Annotated in this window: 12 protein-coding genes; 3 read left to right on the top strand and 9 right to left on the bottom strand. The window is 71.5% G+C overall.

Translation table 11 applies throughout. The features are described from left to right. Positions 1-9 precede the first annotated feature (9 nt). Together ACIBM5_RS04825 and ACIBM5_RS04820 are read left to right on the top strand one after the other, a co-directional pair. Positions 10-2673: a dynamin family protein gene (locus ACIBM5_RS04825; protein ID WP_396005398.1), complete on the top strand. Its 2664-nt coding sequence runs from the start codon at positions 10-12 to the stop codon at positions 2671-2673. A 28-nt stretch (positions 2674-2701) separates the two neighbouring features. Then, positions 2702-4675 carry a dynamin family protein gene (locus tag ACIBM5_RS04820; protein WP_391582859.1) on the top strand — a complete coding sequence of 658 codons (1974 nt, stop codon included), beginning with the start codon at positions 2702-2704 and terminating at the stop codon, positions 4673-4675. 140 nt (positions 4676-4815) lie between these two features. Here the strand turns inward: ACIBM5_RS04820 and hemW are convergent, their stop codons facing one another. The 3 genes from hemW to lepA form a co-directional block, all read right to left on the bottom strand. Beyond that, complete coding sequence (gene hemW, locus ACIBM5_RS04815; protein ID WP_396005397.1) at positions 4816-6036, bottom strand: radical SAM family heme chaperone HemW; 1221 nt, start codon at positions 6034-6036, stop codon at positions 4816-4818. A 93-nt stretch (positions 6037-6129) separates the two neighbouring features. Next, on the bottom strand, positions 6130-7992 hold the full coding sequence (locus ACIBM5_RS04810) for an AMP-dependent synthetase/ligase (RefSeq protein ID WP_396005396.1): 1863 nt from the start codon (positions 7990-7992) through the stop codon (positions 6130-6132). Between the two features lie 382 nt (positions 7993-8374). After that, complete coding sequence (gene lepA, locus ACIBM5_RS04805) at positions 8375-10228, bottom strand: translation elongation factor 4 (RefSeq protein WP_391582862.1); 1854 nt, start codon at positions 10226-10228, stop codon at positions 8375-8377. A 503-nt stretch (positions 10229-10731) separates the two neighbouring features. On the opposite strand from lepA, the gene rpsT reads away from it, so the two are divergent. Then, positions 10732-10998, top strand: coding sequence for a 30S ribosomal protein S20 (gene rpsT / locus ACIBM5_RS04800; protein WP_020553196.1), 267 nt, complete (start codon positions 10732-10734; stop codon positions 10996-10998). A 262-nt stretch (positions 10999-11260) separates the two neighbouring features. Here the strand turns inward: rpsT and holA are convergent, their stop codons facing one another. The 6 genes from holA to leuS all read right to left on the bottom strand — a co-directional run bounded on the left by holA (position 11261) and on the right by leuS (position 23051). After that, entirely contained in the window at positions 11261-12250 is a 990-nt protein-coding gene (gene holA, locus ACIBM5_RS04795) for a DNA polymerase III subunit delta (protein ID WP_396005733.1), read from the bottom strand. 182 nt (positions 12251-12432) lie between these two features. Then, the gene (locus tag ACIBM5_RS04790; RefSeq protein WP_396005395.1) at positions 12433-15330 is read right to left on the bottom strand and encodes a ComEC/Rec2 family competence protein; all 2898 of its coding nucleotides are present in this window, start codon (positions 15328-15330) and stop codon (positions 12433-12435) included. Positions 15331-16674: 1344 nt separating this feature from the next. After that, positions 16675-17355 (bottom strand): helix-hairpin-helix domain-containing protein, encoded by a 681-nt coding sequence (locus tag ACIBM5_RS04785; RefSeq protein WP_396005394.1) that lies wholly within the window; start codon positions 17353-17355, stop codon positions 16675-16677. Between the two features lie 637 nt (positions 17356-17992). After that, complete coding sequence (locus ACIBM5_RS04780; protein WP_391582865.1) at positions 17993-18838, bottom strand: DegV family protein; 846 nt, start codon at positions 18836-18838, stop codon at positions 17993-17995. A gap of 198 nt (positions 18839-19036) precedes the next feature. After that, positions 19037-19669 carry a hypothetical protein gene (locus ACIBM5_RS04775; protein WP_396005393.1) on the bottom strand — a complete coding sequence of 211 codons (633 nt, stop codon included), beginning with the start codon at positions 19667-19669 and terminating at the stop codon, positions 19037-19039. A 481-nt stretch (positions 19670-20150) separates the two neighbouring features. Continuing rightward, positions 20151-23051, bottom strand: coding sequence for a leucine--tRNA ligase (gene leuS, locus ACIBM5_RS04770; protein WP_396005392.1), 2901 nt, complete (start codon positions 23049-23051; stop codon positions 20151-20153). Positions 23052-23212 lie beyond the last annotated feature (161 nt).

The following is a 23212-nucleotide window of genomic DNA, read 5'->3' as shown; positions in this document are numbered from 1 at the left end:
GGACAACACATGTCGTTCGATCGTGAACACGTGCTGCGCCAGGCCGCGCAGGTACAGCCGCGCCGCCGTCCGGGCGTCGCGGGCCTGTTGAGCGGGATCCACCGCAGCGACGAGCTGCGCGGCTGGGTCACCATGGAATCGGTGGCACTGCCGCCGGTGCCCGAACGGACCGCGAACGGCTGGACGTTGTGGAGCCTGATCGGGGTCGGCAAGGCCGTCCCGGGGCGCCGCGAACTGCCGATCCACCCGGTGTGGGGCGCGGTCCAGTGGGGCTGGCCGTCCGAGGACGTGCTGCGGCACGTCAAGCTGACCGAGTTGCCCGAGGTCGCCGCGTCGGTGGAGAGCACCATCGGGGACGAGGCCGCCTGGGCGCTGTCCATGCAGCCGGAGGCGCTGGCCGAGCGGGCCCGCTTCTTCCAGTCGCTGGGCCGCTTCCTGGCCGACCCCGACGCGGACGCGAAGGGCGGCCCGAAGATCCTCGCCGGGCTCTACGCGCGGGTGATGCCCGCCGGCGCGGTGGCCGCGTACCACCGACTCGTGCCGAGCACGGCCTCGTGGCTGCGTGCCGGCGCACCGCGTGAGGCGGCGGCGCGGCGCGACTCGGGCGACTCGCCCACCGGCCGACCCGGCCCGTCGGGGCAGACGGCGGACCGGAGGCAGGCCCCGGCTCCGGGTCCGCGCCCGGCGGGCGATGCTTCGAGTGCTCCGGGGCCGAACCCGGGCTGGGCGGGTCGCCTCGCGGGCGGCCCGTCCGGCGCGGGCGGGTCGGCGGCACCGGCCGCGCCGCCGGCTGCCGCTCGGGTCGCCCCGGCGGCGCGGGTCGCGCCCGTGCCGCCGGCTCCGCGTACGCCCGCGCCGGCCGCCGTGCCCGCCGGGTCGGTGACCAGCCTGGTCAAGCAGGCGCCGTCGGCCACCACGCTCGGCCGACGGATCAACGACGCGCAGGCGATCGCCGGTGACTTCGGCCTGGACGCCATCGCCGCCGAACTCGACCGGTTGCGGGCCCGGATGCGCCGGCCCGGTCTGCGGATCGCGGTGGTGGGCGAATTCGGCCGCGGCAAGTCCTCGCTGATCAACCGGCTGCTCGGCGCCCCGGTGTTGCCCGAGGGTCGGCACACCCCGGTCCCGCTGGTGATCGCCGCCGGACCGGAACCGCGCCTGGAACTGCAGTTCTCCGACGGACGGGCCGAACCCAGGCCGGCGGTGTCCGCGTCGTGGGACGAGGTGCACCGGCTGAGCGAGTCCCAGGATCCGGACCGGGCCCGACTGGTCGGCGTGCGCGTGCTCGTCGCCGAACCGGAACTGGCCCGACTGGACGTCGAGTTGGTGGACACACCGGGCGTCAACGCCGGGCGCGGCAAGGGCACCGATGCCGAGGAGCACGACCGCCGGACCGAGGACCTGGTCCGGCGCACCGTCGCGGCCAGCGACGCGGTGCTGATGGTGGTCTCCGCGAGCGCGCCGCTCGGCCTGTCCGAGACCGCGTTCCTGGAGGAGGAGGTGATCGCCCGGCACGTGCCGCGGATCACCGTGGTGGTGTCCAAGCTGGACACCGTCGACGAGGACGAGCGCGAGGACATCGTCGACTACCTCGGCGGCCGGGTGCGCCGCATCTCGCCGACCCTGCAGGTGCTCGCCGGCCCGCATCGCGAGGACGTCTCGCCGGTGGCCGGCGTGATCGAGCGGATCACCGAGTACACCACCTCCGCCGGCCGGCGCAGCATGCGCTCGCGGCAGACCGCGGGTCAACTGCTCGCGCTGCTGGCGGAGATGGCCCAGGTGGGTCGGGACGGCCTGGCCGCGGCCGAGCTCGGTGCGGCCGAACGACAGCGCGCCGTCGAGCAGTCCGAGGTCGAGATCGACCGGATGTCCGCCGAGTGGGGCAAGGTCCGGGTCGAACTCCAGCAGCGGCGCACGCAGACCGCGGAGAAGTTCCGCGAGCACCTCCAGCTCTCGCGCGGCGACCTGTTGGACACGCTGCGCTACGAGATGGAGCGCGCGCCCGACCCGCGGACCTGGTGGGAGCGCGACCTGCCGTTCCGGCTGCGCCGCGAACTCACCGCGCTGGCCAAGAAGTTCGAGGCCCAGCTGCATTCCAGCGTGCAGGCCGACGTGCAGTGGCTGGACGCGAAGATGAAGCTGCACTTCGGACGCGGCAGCGGATACCGGCTGGAGAAGGTCGAGCAGCTGTCCACCGAGTTCGAACTCGGCGAGGCGGAGTCGCTGGGCCTGAAGGACCTCAAGAGCCGCAAGCTCGCCTGGCGGATCGGCCCGACCGGCCTCGCCGTGCTCGGCGCGCTGCTGATCCCGCTCACCGGCGGCGTCTCCGCGCTGCCCATGGGCGCGAGCATGGCCGCCTCGGCGGGCGGCATGGTGCTCGGCGAGGTCAAGTCGACGTCGCTGACCGAGGGGCAGCGCGCGCAGGCGATGAAGGCCCTGGAGCCGATGGTCGAGGAGGTGCTCGGTGGCTTCTCCGAGGAGGTCTCCAAGCGCCTGCACACGCTCTACGCCGGGGTGATGGACGAGGCGGTGCGCGGCCAGAAGGCATGGCGGAGCGATCGACAGACCGCGCTGGCCAAGGTCGGCACGGATGGGCCCGCATGGCAGGATCTCGTCTCGCGCAGCGAGCAGCTCGGGGTCCAGCTCGACACCATGCTGGGCGCCAGAGGCTGAGCAGCCGTCGAGGAGGGGAGCGTTCAGGGTGGACAGGGGTCATGGGGCGGCCGACGGGGCCTACGCGGGTTACGGCGCGTGGCGGGCACGGCAGGAGACCCTGGTCGGCCTGATCGACCGGCTCACGCCGATCGTGGCCGGACTGCGGATCGGTGCGGGCGTCAAGAAGTTGGACTCGTTGAAGCAGCGGGCCGCGTCCGAGGCGTTCAAGGTGATGATCGTCGGCGAGTTCAAACGCGGCAAGAGCACGGTGATCAACTCGATGCTCGGCGAGAAGGTGCTGCCCTCCTTCGCGCGTCCGTGTACCGCGATCATCAACGAGGTGACGTGGGGTGACACCCGCTCGGCGCTGATCTATCCGCTGGAGGCGGACGGCACGGCGGGCGACCCGCTGACCGTCGGCGTGGACGAGATCGCCGACTACGTCACCATCGGCGCGGACGACGACAACACCCCGAACCCGTACGAGCGGGCGGTGGTGCGCTGGCCGCTCGAACTGTGCCGCAACGGCGTCGTGGTGGTCGACTCGCCGGGCCTGAACGAGGCCCCCGAGCGCGAGAAGGTCACCCTGAACTACCTCGAACAGGCCGACGTGCTGGTGTTCGTGGTGGACTGCCAGGCCGCGATGTCGCGCAGCGAACAGCTCTTCCTGGACGTGCACGTCAAGGCGCGCGGGCACGAGGACGTGTTCTACGTCGGGAACAAGATCAACCTGGTCGAGGAGGAGGAGCGCGAGGACGTGCAGCGGGAGATCCGCAAGCGCCTCTCCCCCTACCTCTCCCGCCCGGACCGGGTCTTCTTCGTCAACGCCCGCGCCGCGCTCACCGGCCGGCAGAAGGGCGACCCGGACCTGCTGGCCGGCTCCGGGATGCCCGAACTGGAGCGCGGCCTGGAGGACTTCCTGACCCGCGAGCGCGGCCGGGCCAAGATCCTCTCGCCCGCCCGGGAGCTCAAGTACCTGCTGATCGAGGCGCGCGAACAGATCGACCGCAAGGAGGCGCTCCTGACCCAGGACGTCGAGGAGTTGCGGGCCACTTACGAGCGGGTCCAGGGTCCGCTGACCCGGCTGGAGCAGAATCGGCGGGTGATCGTCGCGCAGATGGAGGAGCACCTGCGCGAGACCCGCGGCGAAGTCGAGGCCGCGACCCGGCGGTTCATGGACCGGGTCGCCGCGAACATCCCGAACTGGGCGCAGGAGTACGACCCGAGCAACACCATCGGCGCAAATCCGTTCAACGCGCGCGAGAAGATGGAGGCGGCGGTCAAGGAGATCACCGACCATCTCTCCGGGCGGGTCCAGGTCGAGTTCGCGCAGTGGCAGGAGAGCGAACTCAAGCCGCTCGTCGCGCGTCGCGTCGAGGACATGGAGCGGATGATCGACGACGACGTGAAGCAGTTCGTCACGCGGATCGACGAGATCCGTGCGTCGCTCACCGCAGGCCCGGTCGGCACCGACGAGGACGGCAAACCCTCGACGCCGATCGAGCGGTTGCTCGCGGACGCGGTCAGCTTCGTGCTCGACCCGGCCACCGCGGTCTCCGGCGGCAAGTTCAACCTCAGGTCGATGCTCACCGCACTCCTGCCGCAGATCGCGGTCGGCACGGCGGCGTTCCTGGTCGGCCTGGGCCCGTTCGTGATCCTCGGCGCGGTGCTCGGGTCGACCGTGTTCAAGGGCGCGCTGCAATTGAACAAGGCCAACCGTCGACTCAAGGAGCAGGTCGCCGAGCAGGTCCAACTGGAACTGCGCAAGCAGGCCGACACCGACGTGACCAACCTGGGCGAAGAGGTGGTCAAGCAACTCCGCAAGATGCGCGACGCGATCGCCCAGGGTCTGGACGCGGAAATCAAGTCGATCCGCGACGAGGTGGGCGCGGCCCTGCGCACCAAGGAACAGGGCGAGTCGGATGCCAAGCGCGAAGGCACCGAGATGCGCCGCTACGCCCAGGAACTGAACCGCATCGACGAATCCCTGGCCGACCTGATCATGGACGTGGCGATGTAACCACGGACCCCGGCACCGACCACCGGCCGGGCCGACGACAGCCCGGTCGGCGTTCGAGGCCGAAGGCGCTCATCGCCTCCGAGGCCGCGTCCGGCGGATCCTGATGGGGCCCAGGCCGTGTCCGGCGGATCGGACACGGCCTAGTCGACCAAATCCCGCACGACGGCGTCGGCCAACAACCGCCCGCGAAGCGTGAGAACCGCCCGATCCCCCGCATGGGGCTCGAGCAGGCCATCGGCCACGGCCCGGTCCGCCGCCTTTCGCCCCACCTCCGTCAGGAGCGAGCGCGGGACGCCGTCGGACAGCCGCAGTTCGAGCAGGATCCGCTCGATTCGACGGTCCTCCGCGGTGAGCAACTCGCGCGCCTGCGCGGGAGACGTGTCCGCGGCCAGCCGCTGCGCGTACGCGGCGGGATGCCGGACGTTCCACCACCGCACGCCCCCCACGTGGCTGTGCGCACCCGGCCCCGCACCCCACCAGTCCGCGCCGGTCCAGTACAGCTCGTTGTGCCGGCAGCGCGCGGCGGCATCGGTGGCCCAGTTGGACACCTCGTACCAGCCGAGCCCGGCGCCGGTGAACGCCTCGTCCGCCATCAGGTATCGGTTCGCGAGCACGTCGTCGTCCGGCATCGGCAGCTCGCCGCGACGCACCCGGCCGGCCAGCCGAGTACCGTCCTCGACGATCAGCGCATACGCCGAGACATGGTCGGGACGGGCACCGAGCACCGCGTCCAGCGAGGCCCGCCAGTCGTCGTCGGACTCTCCCGGCGTGCCGTAGATCAGGTCCAGGTTGACGTGCTCGAACCCGGCCGCGCGCGCGTCGGCCACGCACTGCTCCGGCCGACCCGGGGTGTGCCTGCGGTCCAGGATCTGCAACACGTGCCGGCGCGCGCTCTGCATGCCGAACGACAGCCGGTTGAAGCCGCCCGCGAGCAGTGTGTCCAGATAGGCCGGATCCACCGACTCGGGATTGGCCTCGGTGGTCACCTCGGCCCCGGCGGCGAGGCCGAACTCGTCCCGGATCGCGCCCAGGATCCGGGCCAGGTCCGAAGCCGGGAGCAGGGTGGGCGTGCCCCCGCCGAAGAACACCGTCTCCACCGGCCGATCCACCTCGCCCAGCAACCGCCGGGCCATCCGGATCTCGGCGATCGCGTCGTCCGCGTACGACCCCTGCGAAGCCGATCCGCCCAGCTCGGTCGCGGTGTAGGTGTTGAAGTCGCAGTAACCGCACCGTGACGCGCAGTAGGGCACGTGCACGTAGAAGCCGAACGGGCGACGCGCGCCCGCGAACTCGGCGAGTGCGGACGCGGGCAGCGAACCGTCTTCGGGCACGGGCAGACCGTCGGGGGGTGCGGAGGGCATCCTCCCATTGTCCACGAGCCGGCGACCGGGCCCGGCGGCCGGCGACACCCGCGGGCCGACCCCGGACTCGATGGCCGGCCGTGCCCCCGGCGCTCAGGTGACCAGCGTGCCCTTGTACATGTCCTCCAACAGCTCCGCGTACTGCTGCTCCACCGCCCGCCGCTTGACCTTGAGGCTGGGCGTCAGCTCACCGTGCTCGACGCTCAGGTCGCGCGGCAGGATGGCGAATTTCTTCACCGTCTGCCAGCGCTGGAGACCGGCGTTGAGCTCGTCGATACATTCGGCGATGAGCGCGCGGGCCTCGGCGCTGCCGGCCAGTTCCTCGTACGACTTGTCCCGCAGTTCCGGCCGGTCGGCCGCCCAGCCCCGGATCGCGTCCGGGTCCAGGGTGATCAGCGCGGTGCAGAAGTTGCGGCCCTCGCCGTGCACGAGGATGTTGCCGACGTACGGGCACATGCCCTTGAACCGGCCTTCGATCTCACTGGGCGCCACGTACTTTCCGCCGGACGTTTTGATCAGGTCCTTCTTGCGGTCGGTGATGCGCAGGAAGCCGTCCTCGATCACCGCGATGTCGCCGGTGCGCAGCCAGCCGTCCTCGGTGAGCACCTCGGCGGTGGCCTCCGGGTCGTTGTGATAGCCCTGCATCACCGCCGGGCCGCGCACGAGCAGCTCGCCGTCCTCGGCGATGCGCAGTTCGGAGCCGGGCAGCACCAGGCCGACGGTGCCGATGCGGTGCGCGTCGTAGCGGTTGACCGAGCTGCCCGCGCTGGCCTCGGTCAGGCCGTAGCCCTCCAGGATGGGGATGCCGATCGCGTCGAAGAACTCCGCCACGTCGGGCGAGAGCGCCACACTGCCGGAGATACAGCCCTTGAGCCGGCCGCCGAACAGGTCGCGCAGCTTGCCGAAGACGAGCCGGTCGGCCAGTCGGTACTTGGCGTTCAGCAGCACGGAGGGGGTGCGACCGGCCTGCCGGGTCTGCGACATCTCCCGGCCGACGCCGATCGCCCACCGAAAGATCCTGTACTTGAGCCCGCCCTCGGCCCGCATCCGCACGTGCACGGAGTTGTACACCTTCTCGAACACCCGCGGCGCGGCGGCCATGAAGGTCGGCCGCACGATCGGAAGGTTGGTGATCAGCTTGGGAATCCGACCGTCGATCGCGGTCGGGTAGCCGATCCGGATCTGGCCGGACATCATCACCTTGCCGTAGCAATGCGCGAGCGGCAGCCACAGGTACTGCAGTTCGTCGGGGTCGGTCATCCCCATCGCGGCCTGCGCGGCGGCCTGATAGGCCCACGTGTCGTGCGCGAGCCGAACACCCTTGGGCCGGCCGGTCGTCCCGGAGGTGTAGATCAACGTCGCGAGCTGGTCCCGGGTGATCGCGGCGACCCGGGTCTCGATCAGGTCGGGCTCCTTCTCCAGCCGGGCCCGGCCGAGTTCCTCCAGGTCGGCGAGGGTGATCACCCAGTCGTCGGCGCCGCCGTCGGCGTCGGGCGCGTGGTCGAAGACGACGACCTTGCGCACCGCGCCGAGGGCGGCCCGCTCGCCGCGCAGTTTGGCGAGTTGGGCGTCGTCGGCGACGAAGGCCAGCACACTGCCGGAGTCGGCCAGGATGAAGGCCGCCTCGTCGGCGTTGGTGGTCGGATAGACGGTGGTGGTGGCCGCGCCGGCGCACATGATGCCCAGGTCCGCGAGCACCCAGTCGAGCCTGGTCTCGGCGACGATCGCGACCCGGTCCTCGGGCTCGACCCCCAGCACCACCAGACCGGCGGCGATCGCCTTGGCCCGATCACCGGCCTGCCCCCAGGTGAGCGAACGCCATTCCTCGCGGTCGCCGTCGCCCACTGCCACCGGATGCCGATACGCCTCACGTTCGGGCGTCGCGCGAATGCGCTCCAGAAAGTCCACGGCGATGGACGGCGGGCGATTGTCGATGCCGACTGACTCTGGACTCACTGCGGCCTCCACGTCCTGGACAAGTTGCAGTCTGGGCAAGTTGCAGGTTGGGCGAATTGCAGCCTGGGCGGATCTCAGGGAGTGCTGGCGATGCCGAGTACTGGTGTCGATACCGGTATCGACGGCGACGAGAGCCGGATATCGGCAGCGGACGGAGTGCGAGGGGTTCGGTATAGCGGGAGTAAAAACAAAGCGGGTGCATCGGGTTGTGCCCGATGCACCCGCAACGTACGCCGCCACAGGGCTACGCGGTAGTAGCTTCGCCCGGATCCGCCTGCGAATCGCGTCGCCACACCCCGCCGGCCGACCCGGCCGTGCCCTGCCTGCCGCTCCCGCTCCCTACCTCTGCGCCCTGCGTACCGCTACTTCCTGCCGCCGCCGGCTACTTCTTGCCGCCGCTGTCGTCGGTGGACAGCGCCGCGATGAAGGCCTCTTGCGGCACCTCGACGCGGCCGACCATCTTCATCCGCTTCTTGCCTTCCTTCTGCTTCTCCAGCAGCTTGCGCTTGCGGCTGATGTCACCGCCGTAGCACTTGGCGAGCACGTCCTTGCGGATCGCGCGGATGTTCTCGCGGGCGATCACCCGCGCCCCGACCGCGGCCTGGATCGGCACCTCGAACTGCTGACGAGGAATCAATTCGCGCAGCTTCTTGGTCATCTCGACGCCGTAGTTGTACGCCTTGTCCTTGTGCACGATCGCGCTGAATGCGTCGACCGCCTCGCCCTGGAGCAGAATGTCGACCTTGACCAGCGCGGATTCCTGCTCGCCGGTGGTCTCGTAGTCGAGCGACGCGTATCCGCGCGTCTTGGACTTGAGCGCGTCGAAGAAGTCGAACACGATCTCCGCGAGCGGCAGCGTGTAGCGCAGCTCGACCCGGTCCTCGGAGAGGTAGTCCATTCCGATCTGGACCCCGCGCCGGGTCTGGCACAGCTCCATGATGGTGCCGATGTACTCGCTCGGCGCCAGGATCGTGGCCCGTACCACCGGCTCGTGCACCTCGGCGATCTTGCCGCCGGGGAACTCGCTCGGGTTGGTCACGGTGTGCTCGGTGCCGTCCTCCATGACGACGCGGTACACCACGCTCGGCGCGGTGGAGATGAGCTCCAGGTTGAACTCGCGCTCCAGCCGCTCCCGGACGATCTCCAGGTGCAGCAGGCCCAGGAAGCCGCAGCGGAAACCGAAGCCGAGTGCGACCGAGGTCTCCGGCTCGTACACCAGCGCGGCGTCGTTGAGCTGGAGCTTGTCGAGCGCGTCGCGCAGCTCGGGGTAGTCCGATCCGTCCAGCGGATACAGACCGGAGAACACCATCGGCTTCGGGTCCTTGTAACCCCCGAGCGCCTCGGTCGCACCGTGGTGCAGCGAGGTGATCGTGTCACCCACTCGGGACTGCCGAACGTCCTTCACGCCGGTGATGATGTAGCCGACCTCGCCGACGCTCAGGCCGTCGGAGGGCTTGGGCTCGGGCGAGATGACCCCGATCTCCAGGAGCTCGTGGGTCACCCCCGTCGACATCATCTGGATCCGCTCGCGCTTCTTCAGGTCGCCGTCGATCACGCGGACGTAGGTGACCACGCCCCGGTACGAGTCGTAGACCGAGTCGAAGATCATCGCGCGAGCGGGTGCGTCCTTGGCGCCGATCGGCGGCGGGACCAGGCGTACGCACTCGTCCAGCAGCTCGGCCACACCCACGCCGGTCTTGCCGGAGACCTTGAGCACGTCCTCCGGGTCGCAGCCGATGATGTGCGCGAGCTCCGCCGCGTACTTCTCGGGCTGGGCGGCCGGCAGGTCGATCTTGTTCAGCACCGGGATGATCTGGAGGTCGTTCTCCAGCGCGAGGTAGAGGTTGGCGAGCGTCTGCGCCTCGATCCCCTGCGCCGCGTCGACCAGGAGGATCGCGCCCTCGCAGGCCGCGAGCGAACGGGACACCTCGTACGTGAAGTCCACGTGGCCGGGGGTGTCGATCATGTTGAGGATGTGGATTTGGCCGTCGGGGGCCGTCCACGGCAGCCGCACCGCCTGCGACTTGATGGTGATTCCGCGCTCACGCTCGATGTCCATGCGGTCGAGGTACTGCGCGCGCATCTGTCGCGCATCGACCACACCGGTGATCTGAAGCATCCGGTCGGCGAGCGTCGACTTGCCGTGGTCGATGTGGGCGATGATGCAGAAGTTCCGGATCAGCGCCGGGTCGGTACGGCTGGGCTCCGGCACGTTCACTGGCGGGGTCGCGGGCACGCGGGCTTCCAGATTCTCGATCGGGTGGACTGGCGAGGGGTTGCGGGGGTCTTGCGGTCTGCGGTCTGCGGTCTTGCGGGGGGTCGTACGGCCTTGCGGTGTGCGGTCTTGCGGAGGTCCTGCGGTGTGGCGGGGGTCCTGCGGTCCTGCGGGGGTCCTGCGGTGTCGAACGTCCTGCGTCCTGTGCAGGTCCTGCGGGTGGCACGTGGGATCGGTGTGGGATCGCCGGTGTTCCCTACATGGTCCCATGCGGCATGGGTGAGCCGTGTTGGTGGAGCCGGCCGAGCCTGTTCGGGTCGCCACCCACACGGGTGAACAGGGTGGGCGTGGGCCGCGGACGGGGGCGGATCCGGCCGGGATGGCCGACCGTGTCGTGGAAGCCCGCCGATGACTGGTAATCTGATGGATCGCGTGTGGCGTACGTGTCTCTGCCACGCAAGTCAACGTCCGAACGGGCCCTCTCCCTGGATCGGATCCCGACCTAGTACTCAGAAGGCTCTTTCGTGGCGAACATCAAGTCCCAGATCAAGCGCAACAAGACGAACGAGATTGCGCGTCAGCGCAACAAGGCCGTCAAGTCGGAGCTCAAGACCTTCGTGCGCAAGGCGCGCGAGGCGGCCGAGGCCGGCAACGTCGAGCAGGCCGAGGCGCTCACCCGCCTCGCGGCCCGCAAGCTCGACAAGGCCGTCAGCAAGGGTGTCATCCACAAGAACCAGGCCGCCAACAAGAAGTCGGCGCTGGAGAAGCGTGTCGCGACGGCCAAGGCCTGATTCGCGCATCCGCACCGTGTGACACCCGAGCGCTTGCGCTCGTAGTGACTTCGAAGGCGCCGTCCCCGGATCTCTCGGGGGCGGCGCCTTTGTGGTGTCTGCGGGGGTGTGGGCGGTGGTCCGTGAGGCGGTGGCGCCGGTGGCTTTGCGGTGTCGGCGGCTTTGTGGTGGGCGACGCCTGTGTGGTGAGCGGGCGGGCGACGTCTTCGGGCTTCGGGGTGGGGTTGGGCCGGGGCCGGGGGCGGTGGGTCGAGGGTCCCGGTCAGATGTTGCGGACCGTGGAGACCGTCACGACGGCCTTCTCCAGCGCATAGGCCGGATCCGTACCACCACCCTTGACCGCCGCATCCGCGTCGGCGACGGCGCACAGCGCGCGCACGATGCCGTCCGGGGTCCAGCCGCGCAATTGTTGCCGCACCCGGTCCACCTTCCACGGGGGCATACCCAGGTCGCGGGCCAGGTCGTTGGGCCGGGCATTGCGCGGGGCGGCCCCGACCCGAGCGATCTGCCGCACACTCTGCGCGAGCGCACTGGTGACCATGACCGGCGCGACACCGACCGAAAGCGCCCAGCGCAACTGCTCCAGCGCCTCGGCGGTACGGCCCTCGACGGTCTTGTCGGCGACGGTGAAGCTGGACGCCTCGGCGACCCCGCTGTAGTAACGCGCGACCACTTCCTCGTCGACCACGCCGTCGGTGTCCGCCATCAGCTGGCTGCACGCGGACGCCAATTCGCGCAGGTCGTTGCCGATCGCCTCGACCAGCGTGCGGCAGGCGTCCTCGGTGAGCGAGCGACCTGCGATCCGGAACTCGGACCGGGCGAAGGCGACCCGATCGCCGACCTTGGTGACCTTGGGGCACGTGACCTCGCGCACGCCGACCTTGCGGACGGCGTCCAGGAGGTTCTTGCCCTTGGGTCCGCCGAGATGGGCGAGCACGAGCACGATCTCGTCGGCCGGATCGGCGATCAGCTTCTTGACCTCGCCGGCCAGATCCGTCCCGAGGTCCTGCGCGGACCGGATCACGATGACCTTGCGCTCGCCGAACAACGACGGACTGGCCAACTCGGACAACATCCCCGCCTGCAGCGCGCCCGGCGCGAGGTCGCGCACATCGGCATCGGGGTCCAGCGCCCGCACGGCGCGCACCACTTCGCCGATCGCCCGATCCACCAGCAATTCCTCGGGCCCGACGACAAGCGTCACAGGCGCGAGCGGGTCATCCTGCATTCTCCTGGCCACCCGACCAAGCATCCCACGCCCGACGGACACCGATCCCCCAACGCCGGATGGTCGCCACACACCCGAGGAGCGGCGGATGCGCACGCGGACACCACGTCGAATACGGACGGCGGCGCCGCTCGCCGCCCTGTGCGGGTTCGGCGGCGGACGGTCGGTCGCCGTCGATCGGGACGGCACCCGCACAGGGCGGCGACTCAGGCCGTAGGCCAGACATGAGCGGACGACGCGGAGCGGGTCGCCGTCCATCGGGACAGGAAGAGCAAGACCTGCCCGAGCCGATGCGCGGCACCACAGTGCGCTACGCGCACCCGATCCCCCCACGAAGCAGCCACCCGCGCCCCGAAAGGAACCCACACGGGCGGCATGCGGCGCATGCCATGCACTGCACGCGCGCCCAAGCAATGCGCGGTAGCCGCCGCCGATCGCGGCCGAATCCGCGCGGGAGGCGACCGGCGCGGGTGGCGCCGGAGGCGGGCGGCCGTGTCGGGGTGGAGCCAACGGCCTGCACCGCTGCGAGCGTGAAGGGCGGGTGACCGGCCCGCGGTGCCGAGCGGGGCGAACCCGCGCACGAGGCGACCGGGGCGGGAGGCGACCGGCACGGTGCCGGCAGGGTAAGCGGCCGTGGCCGAGCTGGAGCGACGGCCTGCACCGCGGCGGGCGTGAGGACGGGTGACCGGCCGGCGACACCGGCCGGAGCCGAACCCGCGCGGGAGACGGCGGGGGCGGGCAGCCGTCACGGGGCGGACGCGACGTCCGGAACCACCACGGGCGTGCGGGCGGGTGGCCGGTCCGCGACACCGGCCGGAGCCGAACCCGCGCGGGAGGCGACCGGCGCGGGTACCGGCGGGAGCGGATGGCCATGGTTGGGCCGAGGCAATGACCTGCACCGGCGCAGGGATGGGGGCGGGTGGGTGGTCGGCGCGGGTGGCTGTGTCGGGGCCGCGGGCCACCGCGTTCAGATGGGTCGGGGAGCCGGTTACCGCGATCGGGCCGTCGGTGTCGGTGCGCAGGAGGCGTGCGCCGGTGGCCGCCACCAGGGCGCGGGCGGAGGGGGACGGATGGCCGTACGGGTTGCCCTTACCCACCGAGACGAGCGCGAGGCGTGGGTGCAATCCGAGTACGAGCCCCGGATCCTGGCGGGCCGAGCCGTGATGAGCGACCTTGAGCACGTCCACCCGTACCCCGGCCAACCGCGCCCGCAGCACCTCTTGGGCCTCGGTCTCGGCATCCCCCGTAAGCAACATCCGAACGCCGTGCCGCTCCGCAAGCACCACGAGACTCGCGTTGTTGGCCACCGACCCACCCACCACGCTCCCCACCGGAAGACTCGGCGCTGCAGCAGCCCACTCCCGTACGTCGGGCCCAACCGGTACATCCGATGGCGACGAAGCGGACCCCCGAACCGGGCCCTCGGCTCGGGTGGCCGGCGGGTTGGGCGGCGGGGCCGGAGTCGGTCCGGAGGCAGGGGGTGGGCTGAGCGAACGGGTGTCGGAGAGTGGGGAGTTGGGGCGGGTGGCGGTCCCGGGTGTGGGTCTGGGGCGTGGGGTGTTCGGGGGTGGGGTGAGGGTTTGCCAGGTCAGGGCGGCCCGGGTGCGGCGTTCGCCGTCGGTGGGGGTGGAGAGCGGGATGCCGGCGGCAGCGGCCCAGCGGCGGACTCGGATGACCTCGGCCATCGGTTCGAGGACCGACGTGCCCTGGATCAGGCCCACCGCGCGACCGCGCAACGCGCCCGGCAGGCCCTCGACATGGTCGGCGTGGAAGTGGCTGAGCAGAATCAGCGGCAGGCGCCGGATCCCGAGGTCGCGCAGACAACGATCGACCGCATGCGGGTCGGGTCCGGCGTCGATCAGGATCCCGGTGCCGGGGCCCGCGTTGAGCACGATGGCATCGCCCTGGCCGACGTCGCACATCACCAGGTGCCAGTTCGGGGGCGGCCAGCCGGTCAGCGGGCGGACCACGGCCGGCGGGCGCAGCAGGAGCACCACCGCGAGGGTCGCGAGCAGCGCGGCGGTCATGACGCGCGGCCATCCGGTGGGTCGGGCCGACCGCGGACGGCGCAGGACACGCAGCGTCGGCACGGCCGCGACGGTGATCGCCGCGAGCACCACACCGCCGAAAACGCCGGTCGGCCAGGTGACGGCCGCGCCGGGCAGCGCGGCGCCGGTGTGGGCCACCATCACGATCCACCGGATCGGCCAGGAACCCAGCCACGCGGCCGACTGCGCGAGCGGCAGGCATACCGGCGCCGGCAGCAGGGCGACGAAGCCGAGGATCGTGGCCGGCGCGACCGCGAACTCGGCGAGCAGGTTGCACGGAACGGCCATCAGTCCGACCCGGCCCGCGAAGGTCACCACGAGCGGTCCGCACACGGCCTGCGCGGCCAGTGGCACGGCGACCATGACCGCAGCCCACTTCGGCCAACCTCGGGCACACAGCCGCGCCGCCCAGTGCGGCGCGAGCAACAACAGCGCACCCGTGGCCAATACGGACAGCGCGAATCCGTACGAGCGGGCCAGGGTCGGATCGAACAGCACCAGGCCCAACACGGCGACGGACAGCGCGGGAAGCCCGCGCCGGGGCCGGCCGGTGTACAGCGCGACCACGGTGACCAGACCCATCACCGCGGCGCGCAGCACGCTCGGTTCGGGGCGAGCCACGACCACGAAGCACGCCACGGCCACCGCGCCCGTGATGGGCAGGGCCCGACCGCGCACACCGCTGCGGCGGAGCACCAGGAGGACGAAGCCCAACAGGATCGTGATGTTGGTGCCGCTCACCGCCGTCAGGTGGGTGAGTTCGGTGGTCCGGAAGTCGGCTTCGAGGTCGGCGGGCAGCATGCTCGTATCGCCGACCACCAGACCCGGAAGCAGACCGCGGGCAGCGGGCGGCAGGTCCGCACACGCCGCGCGGAGGTCGGCACGAAGCCGACCCGCGAAGCGCTGGTGAGCCGCGGGAACGCCGATGCGCTCCGGGGTGGACCGCACCAGGAGAAGGGCCCGCCCGTCCCGCCCCGGAACGAGGCGACCATGGACCCGGATCGGCGTACTCGGAAGCAGACCGATCCAGGATCCGGCCTCGGCCCCGCTGACCATGACGGTGACGGGGGTACGAACTCGCGTACCACGCGGGCCACTCGGACCAGTCGGGCCCGGGAGCCCGGGTCGGTCGGATCGGCTACCGGCTGGGCCGAGTTGGACCGGTCCGCCGAAGCCACCCGACAGGTCGGATCCGCCGAGTCGGTCACCGACCAGGCCTGGTTGGGCAGGTCGGCCGGACCGGACCAGGTTGCCCGACGGGTCGGATCGGCTGCCGGCCAGGTCGGGTCGGCCCAGGCGGCCCAACCAGTCGAGTCGGCCGGATCGGCTCCCGATCGGGTCGGGCCGGCCGACTCGAACCGGTCCGCCGAAGTGGCCCGGCAGGTCGGATCGGCTGCCGCCTGGGTCGGGTTGGCCTGCGGCTGGATCGAGCCGGTCGGGTTGGACCGGTCCGCCGAAGTGGTCCGACGGGACGGATCGGCCGAATCGGCTCCCAGCCGGATCGGGCCGGCCGGCTTGAGCCGGTCCCCCGAAGGATCCCCACGGGCCGGATCGGGCGGATCGGCGGTCGGATGGGCCGGGTTGGGCTGGTTGGTCGGGCCGGATCAGGTTGCCTGTCGGGTCGGGGCGGCCGGGTTGGGTCGGTGTGGTGGTTCGGGTCGATGGGGTGGGTGCGGTGCTCAGGTGGTCGATGCGCGCGGCGAAGATCGTGGGTGGTTGGCCGAGTTCGCTGCCTCGGACGCGGGTGACCCGGCGTTCCGGGTCGGTGCGTACGGTCAGGTCGACGGTGGCCTCGGTGCGGTGGCGGGCAGCGGCGGCGACGGGGCCAGCCCGGTCGGCGGCGGTGCGCAGGCCGGACACCAGGCCGCCGGCCGCGAGGCATACGAGGACGACGGCGAGGACCGCCCGGCGACGGATGGTGGGCACACGCGCGAGCGCGGCGGCGCCGAGAACTGCGCAGGCGCTCGTGGTCGCGGTGGCCCAGAGGGGAACCAGCGGCGCGGTCCACGCCGCTGCCCAGGCGGCGATCGCGCCGGGAAGCAGCCGAGCATCCGTCGGCCGCTCGCGCCGGCCGGCGGGAGTCGGACGGCTACGGACCATGAGTGGCAGTCACGTCCCGGTCGGGCCGAGAGCATCCCCGCCCGCGCCCCCCGTCACGTTTCGGCACGGAGACCACGGAGACCACGGAAACTGCGGAACCGGCGGTGGCCACGGATGTACCGACTCGGACCGGACCCGACCGAACCCCGCGCTCCTGCCTCACCCTCGAACCCATCCCGACTCCGCAACCCACCGACGGCCGCGTTCCGCGCCCCTCGCGGGCCCGCACCGGGAGGAACCGGCGGTCGCGGTGCACTGCCGGGCAGGTGGGCGGGCGACCCATGCCCGCGAACGGACCGCTCATACTCGGACCTTTGGTTTCAGGTCGCTGTACTTGCGCTCGCCGATCCCGCGGATCTGGCGGAGCTGGTCGATCGTGGCGAAGCGGCCGAGCTGGGTGCGTTTCTCGATGATTTGGCGGGCCAGGACCGGCCCTACGCCGGGGAGTTGCTCCAGTTGTTCGGCCGTTGCCGCGTTGATGTCGACGAGCGCGCCCGGAGCCGTCGGGCCACCCGTCGGGGTCGGGGCGACCTGGATCGGGGCGCCCGGGACACCGACCGGGATCTGTTCGCCGTCGGCCAGTGGGCGGGCCAGGTTCAGCGTGGCCAGATCCGCCGCCGGCAGCGCACCTCCCGCGGCCTGTACCGCGTCCGCCACCCGCGCCCCCGGCGGCAACACCACCACCCCCGGACGCGCCACCTTCCCGGCCACGTGCACCGTGATCGGCCCGACCGCGGGCGCCGGTCCGGCGGCCGACAACGGCGCCGGCGAGCCTGCCGTCGTCGCGAACCCCGGCGCCGGGACGCCCGTCGCCTGCCCGGCCGGCGCGGGCGCCGCCACACTCTGCGGACGCGCCCGCCACCATCCGCCCACCGCAAGGGCAACCGCCACCAATGCGAGCACCGCGACCGCGGCCACCGCACGCCGATCCACGCCCACCCGCAGTCGAGCCGGCAGTCGATCCGCGACCGCCTCGGCCATCCGCCGCCCGGGGGCCGGCCCCCGAGGAGCATCCGGCTCCCCCGACCCGAGCAGCGCGGCGACCCGCTCGGCACTCGACCGCGGCAACGCCGAGGACGCACGGTCGGGCGACGCGAGATCGTGCGACTCACGATCAGGGGACGCACGAGCAGGGGAGGCGCGGCCAGGCGAGGCGCGACCGGAAGACGCATGTCCGGCGGACGGCGCCGAACGCCCGAGAACCGAAAAGCCGGGCGGCGGCGAATAGGCGAAGGACGACGGCGACGGGGACGACGGCGACGGCGACGGTGGGGACGAGAACGGCGGCGGTGAAGAAGGCGGTGGCGATGACGGAAACGAGGACGAAAACGAGGGCGGCGATCCGGACATGCCTCGAAGCTAGGTCTCCCCGCTCACCCGCTCCCGCTCACCGAACCCGCCTGTGCACAACCCGGCAGGCTGTGGAAACGGAACCCACCCACGTGGGTGACCCCAACCCCGACCCAGCCCCATCACACCCCAAGCACCCCGAGCACCCCGAGCACCCCGACCCAGCCCCATCACACCCCAAGCACCCCGAGCACCCCGAGCACCCCGACCCAGCCCCATCACACCCGGAGCACCCCGACCCCATCCACCCCACCCCCACCTCCACACCTCACCGAGGCGCAACCACCACCGCCAACAAACCCGGCCCCGCGTGCGCCCCGATCACCGCGCCCACCTCGCTCACATACAGCTCCCCCAGCCCGGGCAGCCGCTCCCGCAACCGCCCGGCCAGCGCCTCCGCGCGCTCCGGACTGGCCAGGTGATGCACCGCGACGTCGACCTCCCCGGCCCCCGCCCGCTCCACCGCCAACTCCTCCAGTCGGCTGATCGCGCGCGTTGCCGTGCGGACCTTCTCCAGCGGCCCGATCAACCCGTCGCTCACGTGCAACAGCGGCTTGACCGCCAGCGCCGTGCCCATGAACGCCGCCGCCGCCCCGATCCGCCCGCCCCGGCGCAGATACTCCAGCGTGTCCACGTAGAACAGCGCGGACGTGGTCTGCGCGCGCTTCTCCGCCGCGATCGCCGCCTCCTCCAGGGATGCGCCGTCGGCCGCCGCCTCCGCCGCGGCCAGCACGGAGAAGCCCATCCCCATGCCCAGCGTGCGCGAGTCCACCACGCGCACCGGCACGTCGGCGTCCCGCGCCGCGAGCAGCGCGGCCTCGTACGTGCCGGACAACTCGCCGGAGAGGTGGATCGAGACGATGCCCGTCGCGCCCTTCTCGGCGAGCTCGCGATAGACCTCGGCAAACGTCTCGGGCGCCGGGCGCGACGTGGTCACCACCCGACGCCCGCGCAGCGCGTCGGTGAGTTGGGCGGGCGTGGCCTCGATGCCGTCGTCCAGCGGCCGTCCGCGCAGGACGACCTTGAGCGGGACCACCACGAGGCGGTGCCGCTCCACGAGCTCCTCGGGTAGGTAGGCCGTGGAGTCCGTGACCACGGCAAGATCGGTCGGCATCGTCGGCATGAGCGGGCAACCACCCGGATGTGAGACGACAGGGGGGCGGGGTCGGTGTCTCGGCTACCCCGTGTCGGGTCGCTGAGTCGAGACACCACATTCAATATTCGGTCACCATGCCACGCCCCGACGCGCGGGTGACGCGCGCCGCGGTGCGGCCGGCGCGTCCCGTCGTCGGGGCCCGCCGGCGGCGGCTGCTCAGGTCAGCCGCTTGCTCTCGGATCGGCTCTCGTCCGCGTGTGCGCGCAGGGCCGCGGCCTCGCGCTCGACGTCCGTGCCGAGCCGGTCCAACTCGTCCTCGCCCAAGTGGCGTTCGCGATCCTGGACGGCCCACCGCAGCGAGGCCGCAGCGTGCTCGATGCGGTCCGCGCGGTCCTTGAGGCCGGGCAACTCGCGGGCGACCCGGTCCCGATCGGGCTCGCGCTCGACCAGCTTGAGATCGGTGTCCAGGGCCTTGGCGAATTCGTCCAGCCGGCGCAGCAGCGCGACCGCGTCGGAGAGCTGCGCGTCCTGCGCGTAGCCCGCTTCCAGCACCCGGCGGGTCTGGTCCAGCGAACGCCGCACCGACCCGCGCATGCGCGCCGCCTCGCCCGCACCACCCGTGAGGGTGTACGCACGGGCCTTGGACGTGGCGTCCTCCACGAGGCCGCGGACCCGGGGCGCATGCCGGTCGATCCGGCGGCGCACCGCCCGCCGCGTCATCGTGATCAGGCCCACCACGACGCCCACGAGCACGAGACACGCGAGCACACCGGCGCCCAGCACGACGCCGAAGGTCTCGGCGCCATCGGCCAACGAGTCGGTGGTCGCGGGAACGTCGGCGAGGGCCACGAGGCGTCTCCTGCCTGGTCGGGGCCGGAAGGTGTCCCCTCACACTAACGCCGCCGGGCCGCTCCGATACGCACGCGGCGGAAAACACCGCGTTCCAGACCGATCGTCACCGACCGGAAACGGTCCGGACACAGCCCGGAAATCGCTTACCGCGCACGGCCGACCGCCCACCGAACGAGCGGCCGACCCCCACCGACGGAGGCCGACGGGAAACCGACGGAAGCCGACGGGAAGCGGACCGTAAGCCCCCGGAAGCCATCCGGACACAGCCCGGGAATCGCCCACCACGCACGGCCGACCGCCCACCGAACAGGCGGTCGGCTCCCACCGACCACCCCACCCGACCGGCCGACCCGACCAACCGACCCGACCAATCGACTCCGACCAACCGACCCCGACCGACTCCCACCGACCGATGCCCACCGACCAGCCGACGCCAACCGACCCCAGCCGCCCCCACCCACCGCCCCACCCCACCGACCTAAGCCGGAACGATGTTCACCAGCTTCGGCGGCTTGACGATCACCATCCGCACCCCGGCCCCGTCCAGCGCGGACAGCACCGTCGGATCGGCCAGCGCCAGCGCCTTCAGCTCGTCCTCGCCGATGCTCGGCGGGACGTCCAGGCGGGCCCGTACCTTGCCCTTGATCTGCACGACGCAGGTGACCGTGTCCTCGACCAGGTAGGCCGGGTCCGCCTGCGGGAACGCCTCGTAGGTGACCGTGTCGCCGTGCCCCAGCCGGGACCACAGCTCCTCGGCCACGTGCGGCACCAGCGGCGCGACCATCAGGACCAGCTTCTCCGCGATCTCGCGCGGTACGGCCGGCAGCTTGACCAGCGCGTTGTTCAGCTCGATCGCCTTGGCGATGGCGGTGTTGAAGCGCAGCGCGTCCATGTCCCGCCGCATGCCGTCGATCGCCTTGTGGGTGGCCCGCAGCGTGGCCTCGTCGGCCGGCTCGTCGACCACGGTCGGCGCGCCCGTGCGCTCGTCCACGATGTTGCGCCACAGCCGCTGCAGGAAGCGGTACGAGCCGACCACCGCGCGGGTGTCCCATGGCCGGGAGATCTCCAGCGGGCCCATCGACATCTCGTACAGGCGCAGCGTGTCCGCGCCGTACTCCTCGGCCATCTGGTCGGGCGTCACCGAGTTCTTCAGCGACTTGCCCATCTTCCCGTACTCGCGGCTGACCGCCTGCTCGCCCAGGAAGAACTTCCCGTCCCGCTCCTCGACTTCGCTCGCCTCGACGTACACGCCGCGCTCGTCCTTGTACGCGAACGCCTGGATGTAGCCCTGGTTGAACAGCTTGTGGAACGGCTCGGACGAGGACACGTGGCCCAGGTCGAACAGCACCTTGTGCCAGAAGCGCGAGTACAGCAGGTGCAGCACCGCGTGCTCGACGCCGCCGACGTACAGGTCCACGCCGCCGGTGTGACCCTCGTGCTTCGGCCCCATCCAGTACTTCTCGACCTCGGGGTCGACCAGCACCTCGGTGTTGGTCGGGTCCAGGTAGCGCAGCTCGTACCAGCACGAACCGGCCCAGTTGGGCATGGTGTTGGTCTCGCGGCGGTACTGCCGGGGTCCGTCGCCCAGGTCCAGCGTGACGTTCACCCAGTCGGCGTTGCGCGACAGCGGCGTCTCCGGCTTGGTGTCCGCGTCGTCCGGGTCGAAGGTGCGCGGGCGGTAGTCGTCGATCTCGGGCAGTTCGACGGGCAGCATCGAGTCCGGCAGCGCGTGCGCGACACCGTCCTCGTCGAACACGATCGGGAACGGCTCGCCCCAGTAACGCTGCCGGGAGAACAGCCAGTCGCGCAGCTTGAAGTTGATCGTGCCCTCGCCGATGCCGCGCTCGGCCAGCCACTCGGTGATCGCCTTCTTGGCGTCGACCACGCCCAGGCCGTCCAGGGAGATGCCCTCGCCGGAGCTGTTCACCAGCTTCGCGTCGTAGGACACGAACGCGTCGGCCCAGTCGGTGGTGTCGTCGATCGAGCGGTCGTCGGTGGGCTGCACCACGCAGCGGATCGGCAGCTCGAAGGCGCGCGCGAACTCGAAGTCGCGGTGGTCGTGCGCGGGCACCGCCATGATCGCGCCGGTGCCGTAGCCCATCAGCACGTAGTCGGCGATGAAGACCGGCACCCGCGCGCCGTCGACCGGGTTGGTCGCATAGGCGCCGGTGAAGACGCCGGTCTTGTCCTTGCCCTCGCTCTGTCGCTCGACGTCGCTCTTGGAGCCGGCGAATCGGCGGTACGCCGCGACCGCCTCGCCCGGGGTGTCCGCGCCGCCCGTCCACACCGCCGGGATGCCCTCGGGCCAGGCGTCCGCAACGATGGCGTCGACCAGTTCGTGCTCCGGCGCCAGCACCATGTAGGTGGCGCCGAACAGCGTGTCGGGCCGGGTCGTGAAGACCTCGATCGGCGCCGCGTCGGTGGCGAAGGAGACCTTGGCGCCCTCGGATCGGCCGATCCAGTTGCGCTGCATGATCTTGATCGGCTCGGGCCAGTCCAGCTTGTCCAGATCGCCCAGCAGGCGGTCGGAGTACGCGGTGATCCGCATCATCCACTGCCGCAGGTTGGACTTGAACACGGGGAAGTTGCCGCGCTCGCTGCGGCCGTCGGCGGTGACCTCCTCGTTGGCCAGCACGGTGCCCAGGCCCGGCGCCCAGTTGACCGGGGCCTGCGAGACGTACGCCAGGCGGTACTCGTCCAGCACGGCCGAGCGCTCGGTGCCGGTCAGGTCGGCCCACGCGCGCCCGTCCGGGGTGGCCCGGTCGCCCTTCTCGAACTGCTCGACCAGTTCGGCGATCGGGCGGGCACGACCGACGCCGCCGTCCGCACCGGGCGCCTCGGGGTCGTACCAGGAGTTGAAGATCTGCAGGAAGATCCACTGCGTCCAGCGGTAGTACGCCGGGTCGGTGGTGGCCACCGAGCGGCGCTGGTCGTGGCCCAGGCCCAGCCGGCGCAGCTGGCGGCGCATGTTGGCGATGTTCGCCTCGGTGGTCACCCGCGGGTGCGTGCCGGTCTGCACCGCGTACTGCTCGGCGGGCAGGCCGAACGCGTCGTAGCCCAGGGTGTGCAGCACGTTGTGGCCGGTCATGCGCTTGAACCGGGCGTATACGTCGGTCGCGATGAAGCCCAGCGGGTGTCCGACATGCAGGCCCACACCCGAGGGGTAGGGGAACATGTCCATCACCATCATCTTGGGCCGGCCGGCGACCTTCTCCGGCTCGGCCAGCGGACCGGCCGGGTTCGGCGCCTCGAACGTGCCGTCGGCCTCCCAACGGTCCTGCCACCGCGCCTCGATGTCGCCGGCCAGGACGGCGTTGTAGCGGTAGGGCTCGGTCGGGGCGTCGGTGTTGCCGGCAGAACCCTGCGTCATCTCGGTCATCGTCCTCAACCATCGGGGTGTGGGCAGCCTTCGGCTGCTTCCGGTTTCGTCGCTTGCGCGAAGCGACCGTTTCTGGAAACGAAAAGACCCCTCGCTCAGGAGGGGTCGCCGCGCCGAGTCGGGTGGGAGCGGTCCTCCACCCGGCCTGCTCAGCGCGGCCC

Origin of the sequence: Embleya sp. NPDC050493 (assembly GCF_044458105.1) — a bacterium.
Classification (GTDB): domain Bacteria; phylum Actinomycetota; class Actinomycetes; order Streptomycetales; family Streptomycetaceae; genus Embleya.
This window is presented reverse-complemented; position numbering and strand designations above follow the sequence as displayed.

What these genes read in the sequence shown, in the direction of transcription:
- holA (WP_396005733.1), bottom strand. Translation starts at nt 12,250, where the DNA reads ATGCTTGGTCGGGTGGCCAGGAGAATGCAGGATGACCCGCTCGCGCCT.
- ACIBM5_RS04790 (WP_396005395.1), bottom strand. Translation starts at nt 15,330, where the DNA reads ATGGTCAGCGGGGCCGAGGCCGGATCCTGGATCGGTCTGCTTCCGAGT.
- leuS (WP_396005392.1), bottom strand. Translation starts at nt 23,051, where the DNA reads ATGACCGAGATGACGCAGGGTTCTGCCGGCAACACCGACGCCCCGACC.
- ACIBM5_RS04785 (WP_396005394.1), bottom strand. Translation starts at nt 17,355, where the DNA reads ATGGCCGAGGCGGTCGCGGATCGACTGCCGGCTCGACTGCGGGTGGGC.
- ACIBM5_RS04780 (WP_391582865.1), bottom strand. Translation starts at nt 18,838, where the DNA reads ATGCCGACCGATCTTGCCGTGGTCACGGACTCCACGGCCTACCTACCC.
- ACIBM5_RS04825 (WP_396005398.1), top strand. Translation starts at nt 10, where the DNA reads ATGTCGTTCGATCGTGAACACGTGCTGCGCCAGGCCGCGCAGGTACAG.
- hemW (WP_396005397.1), bottom strand. Translation starts at nt 6,036, where the DNA reads ATGCCCTCCGCACCCCCCGACGGTCTGCCCGTGCCCGAAGACGGTTCG.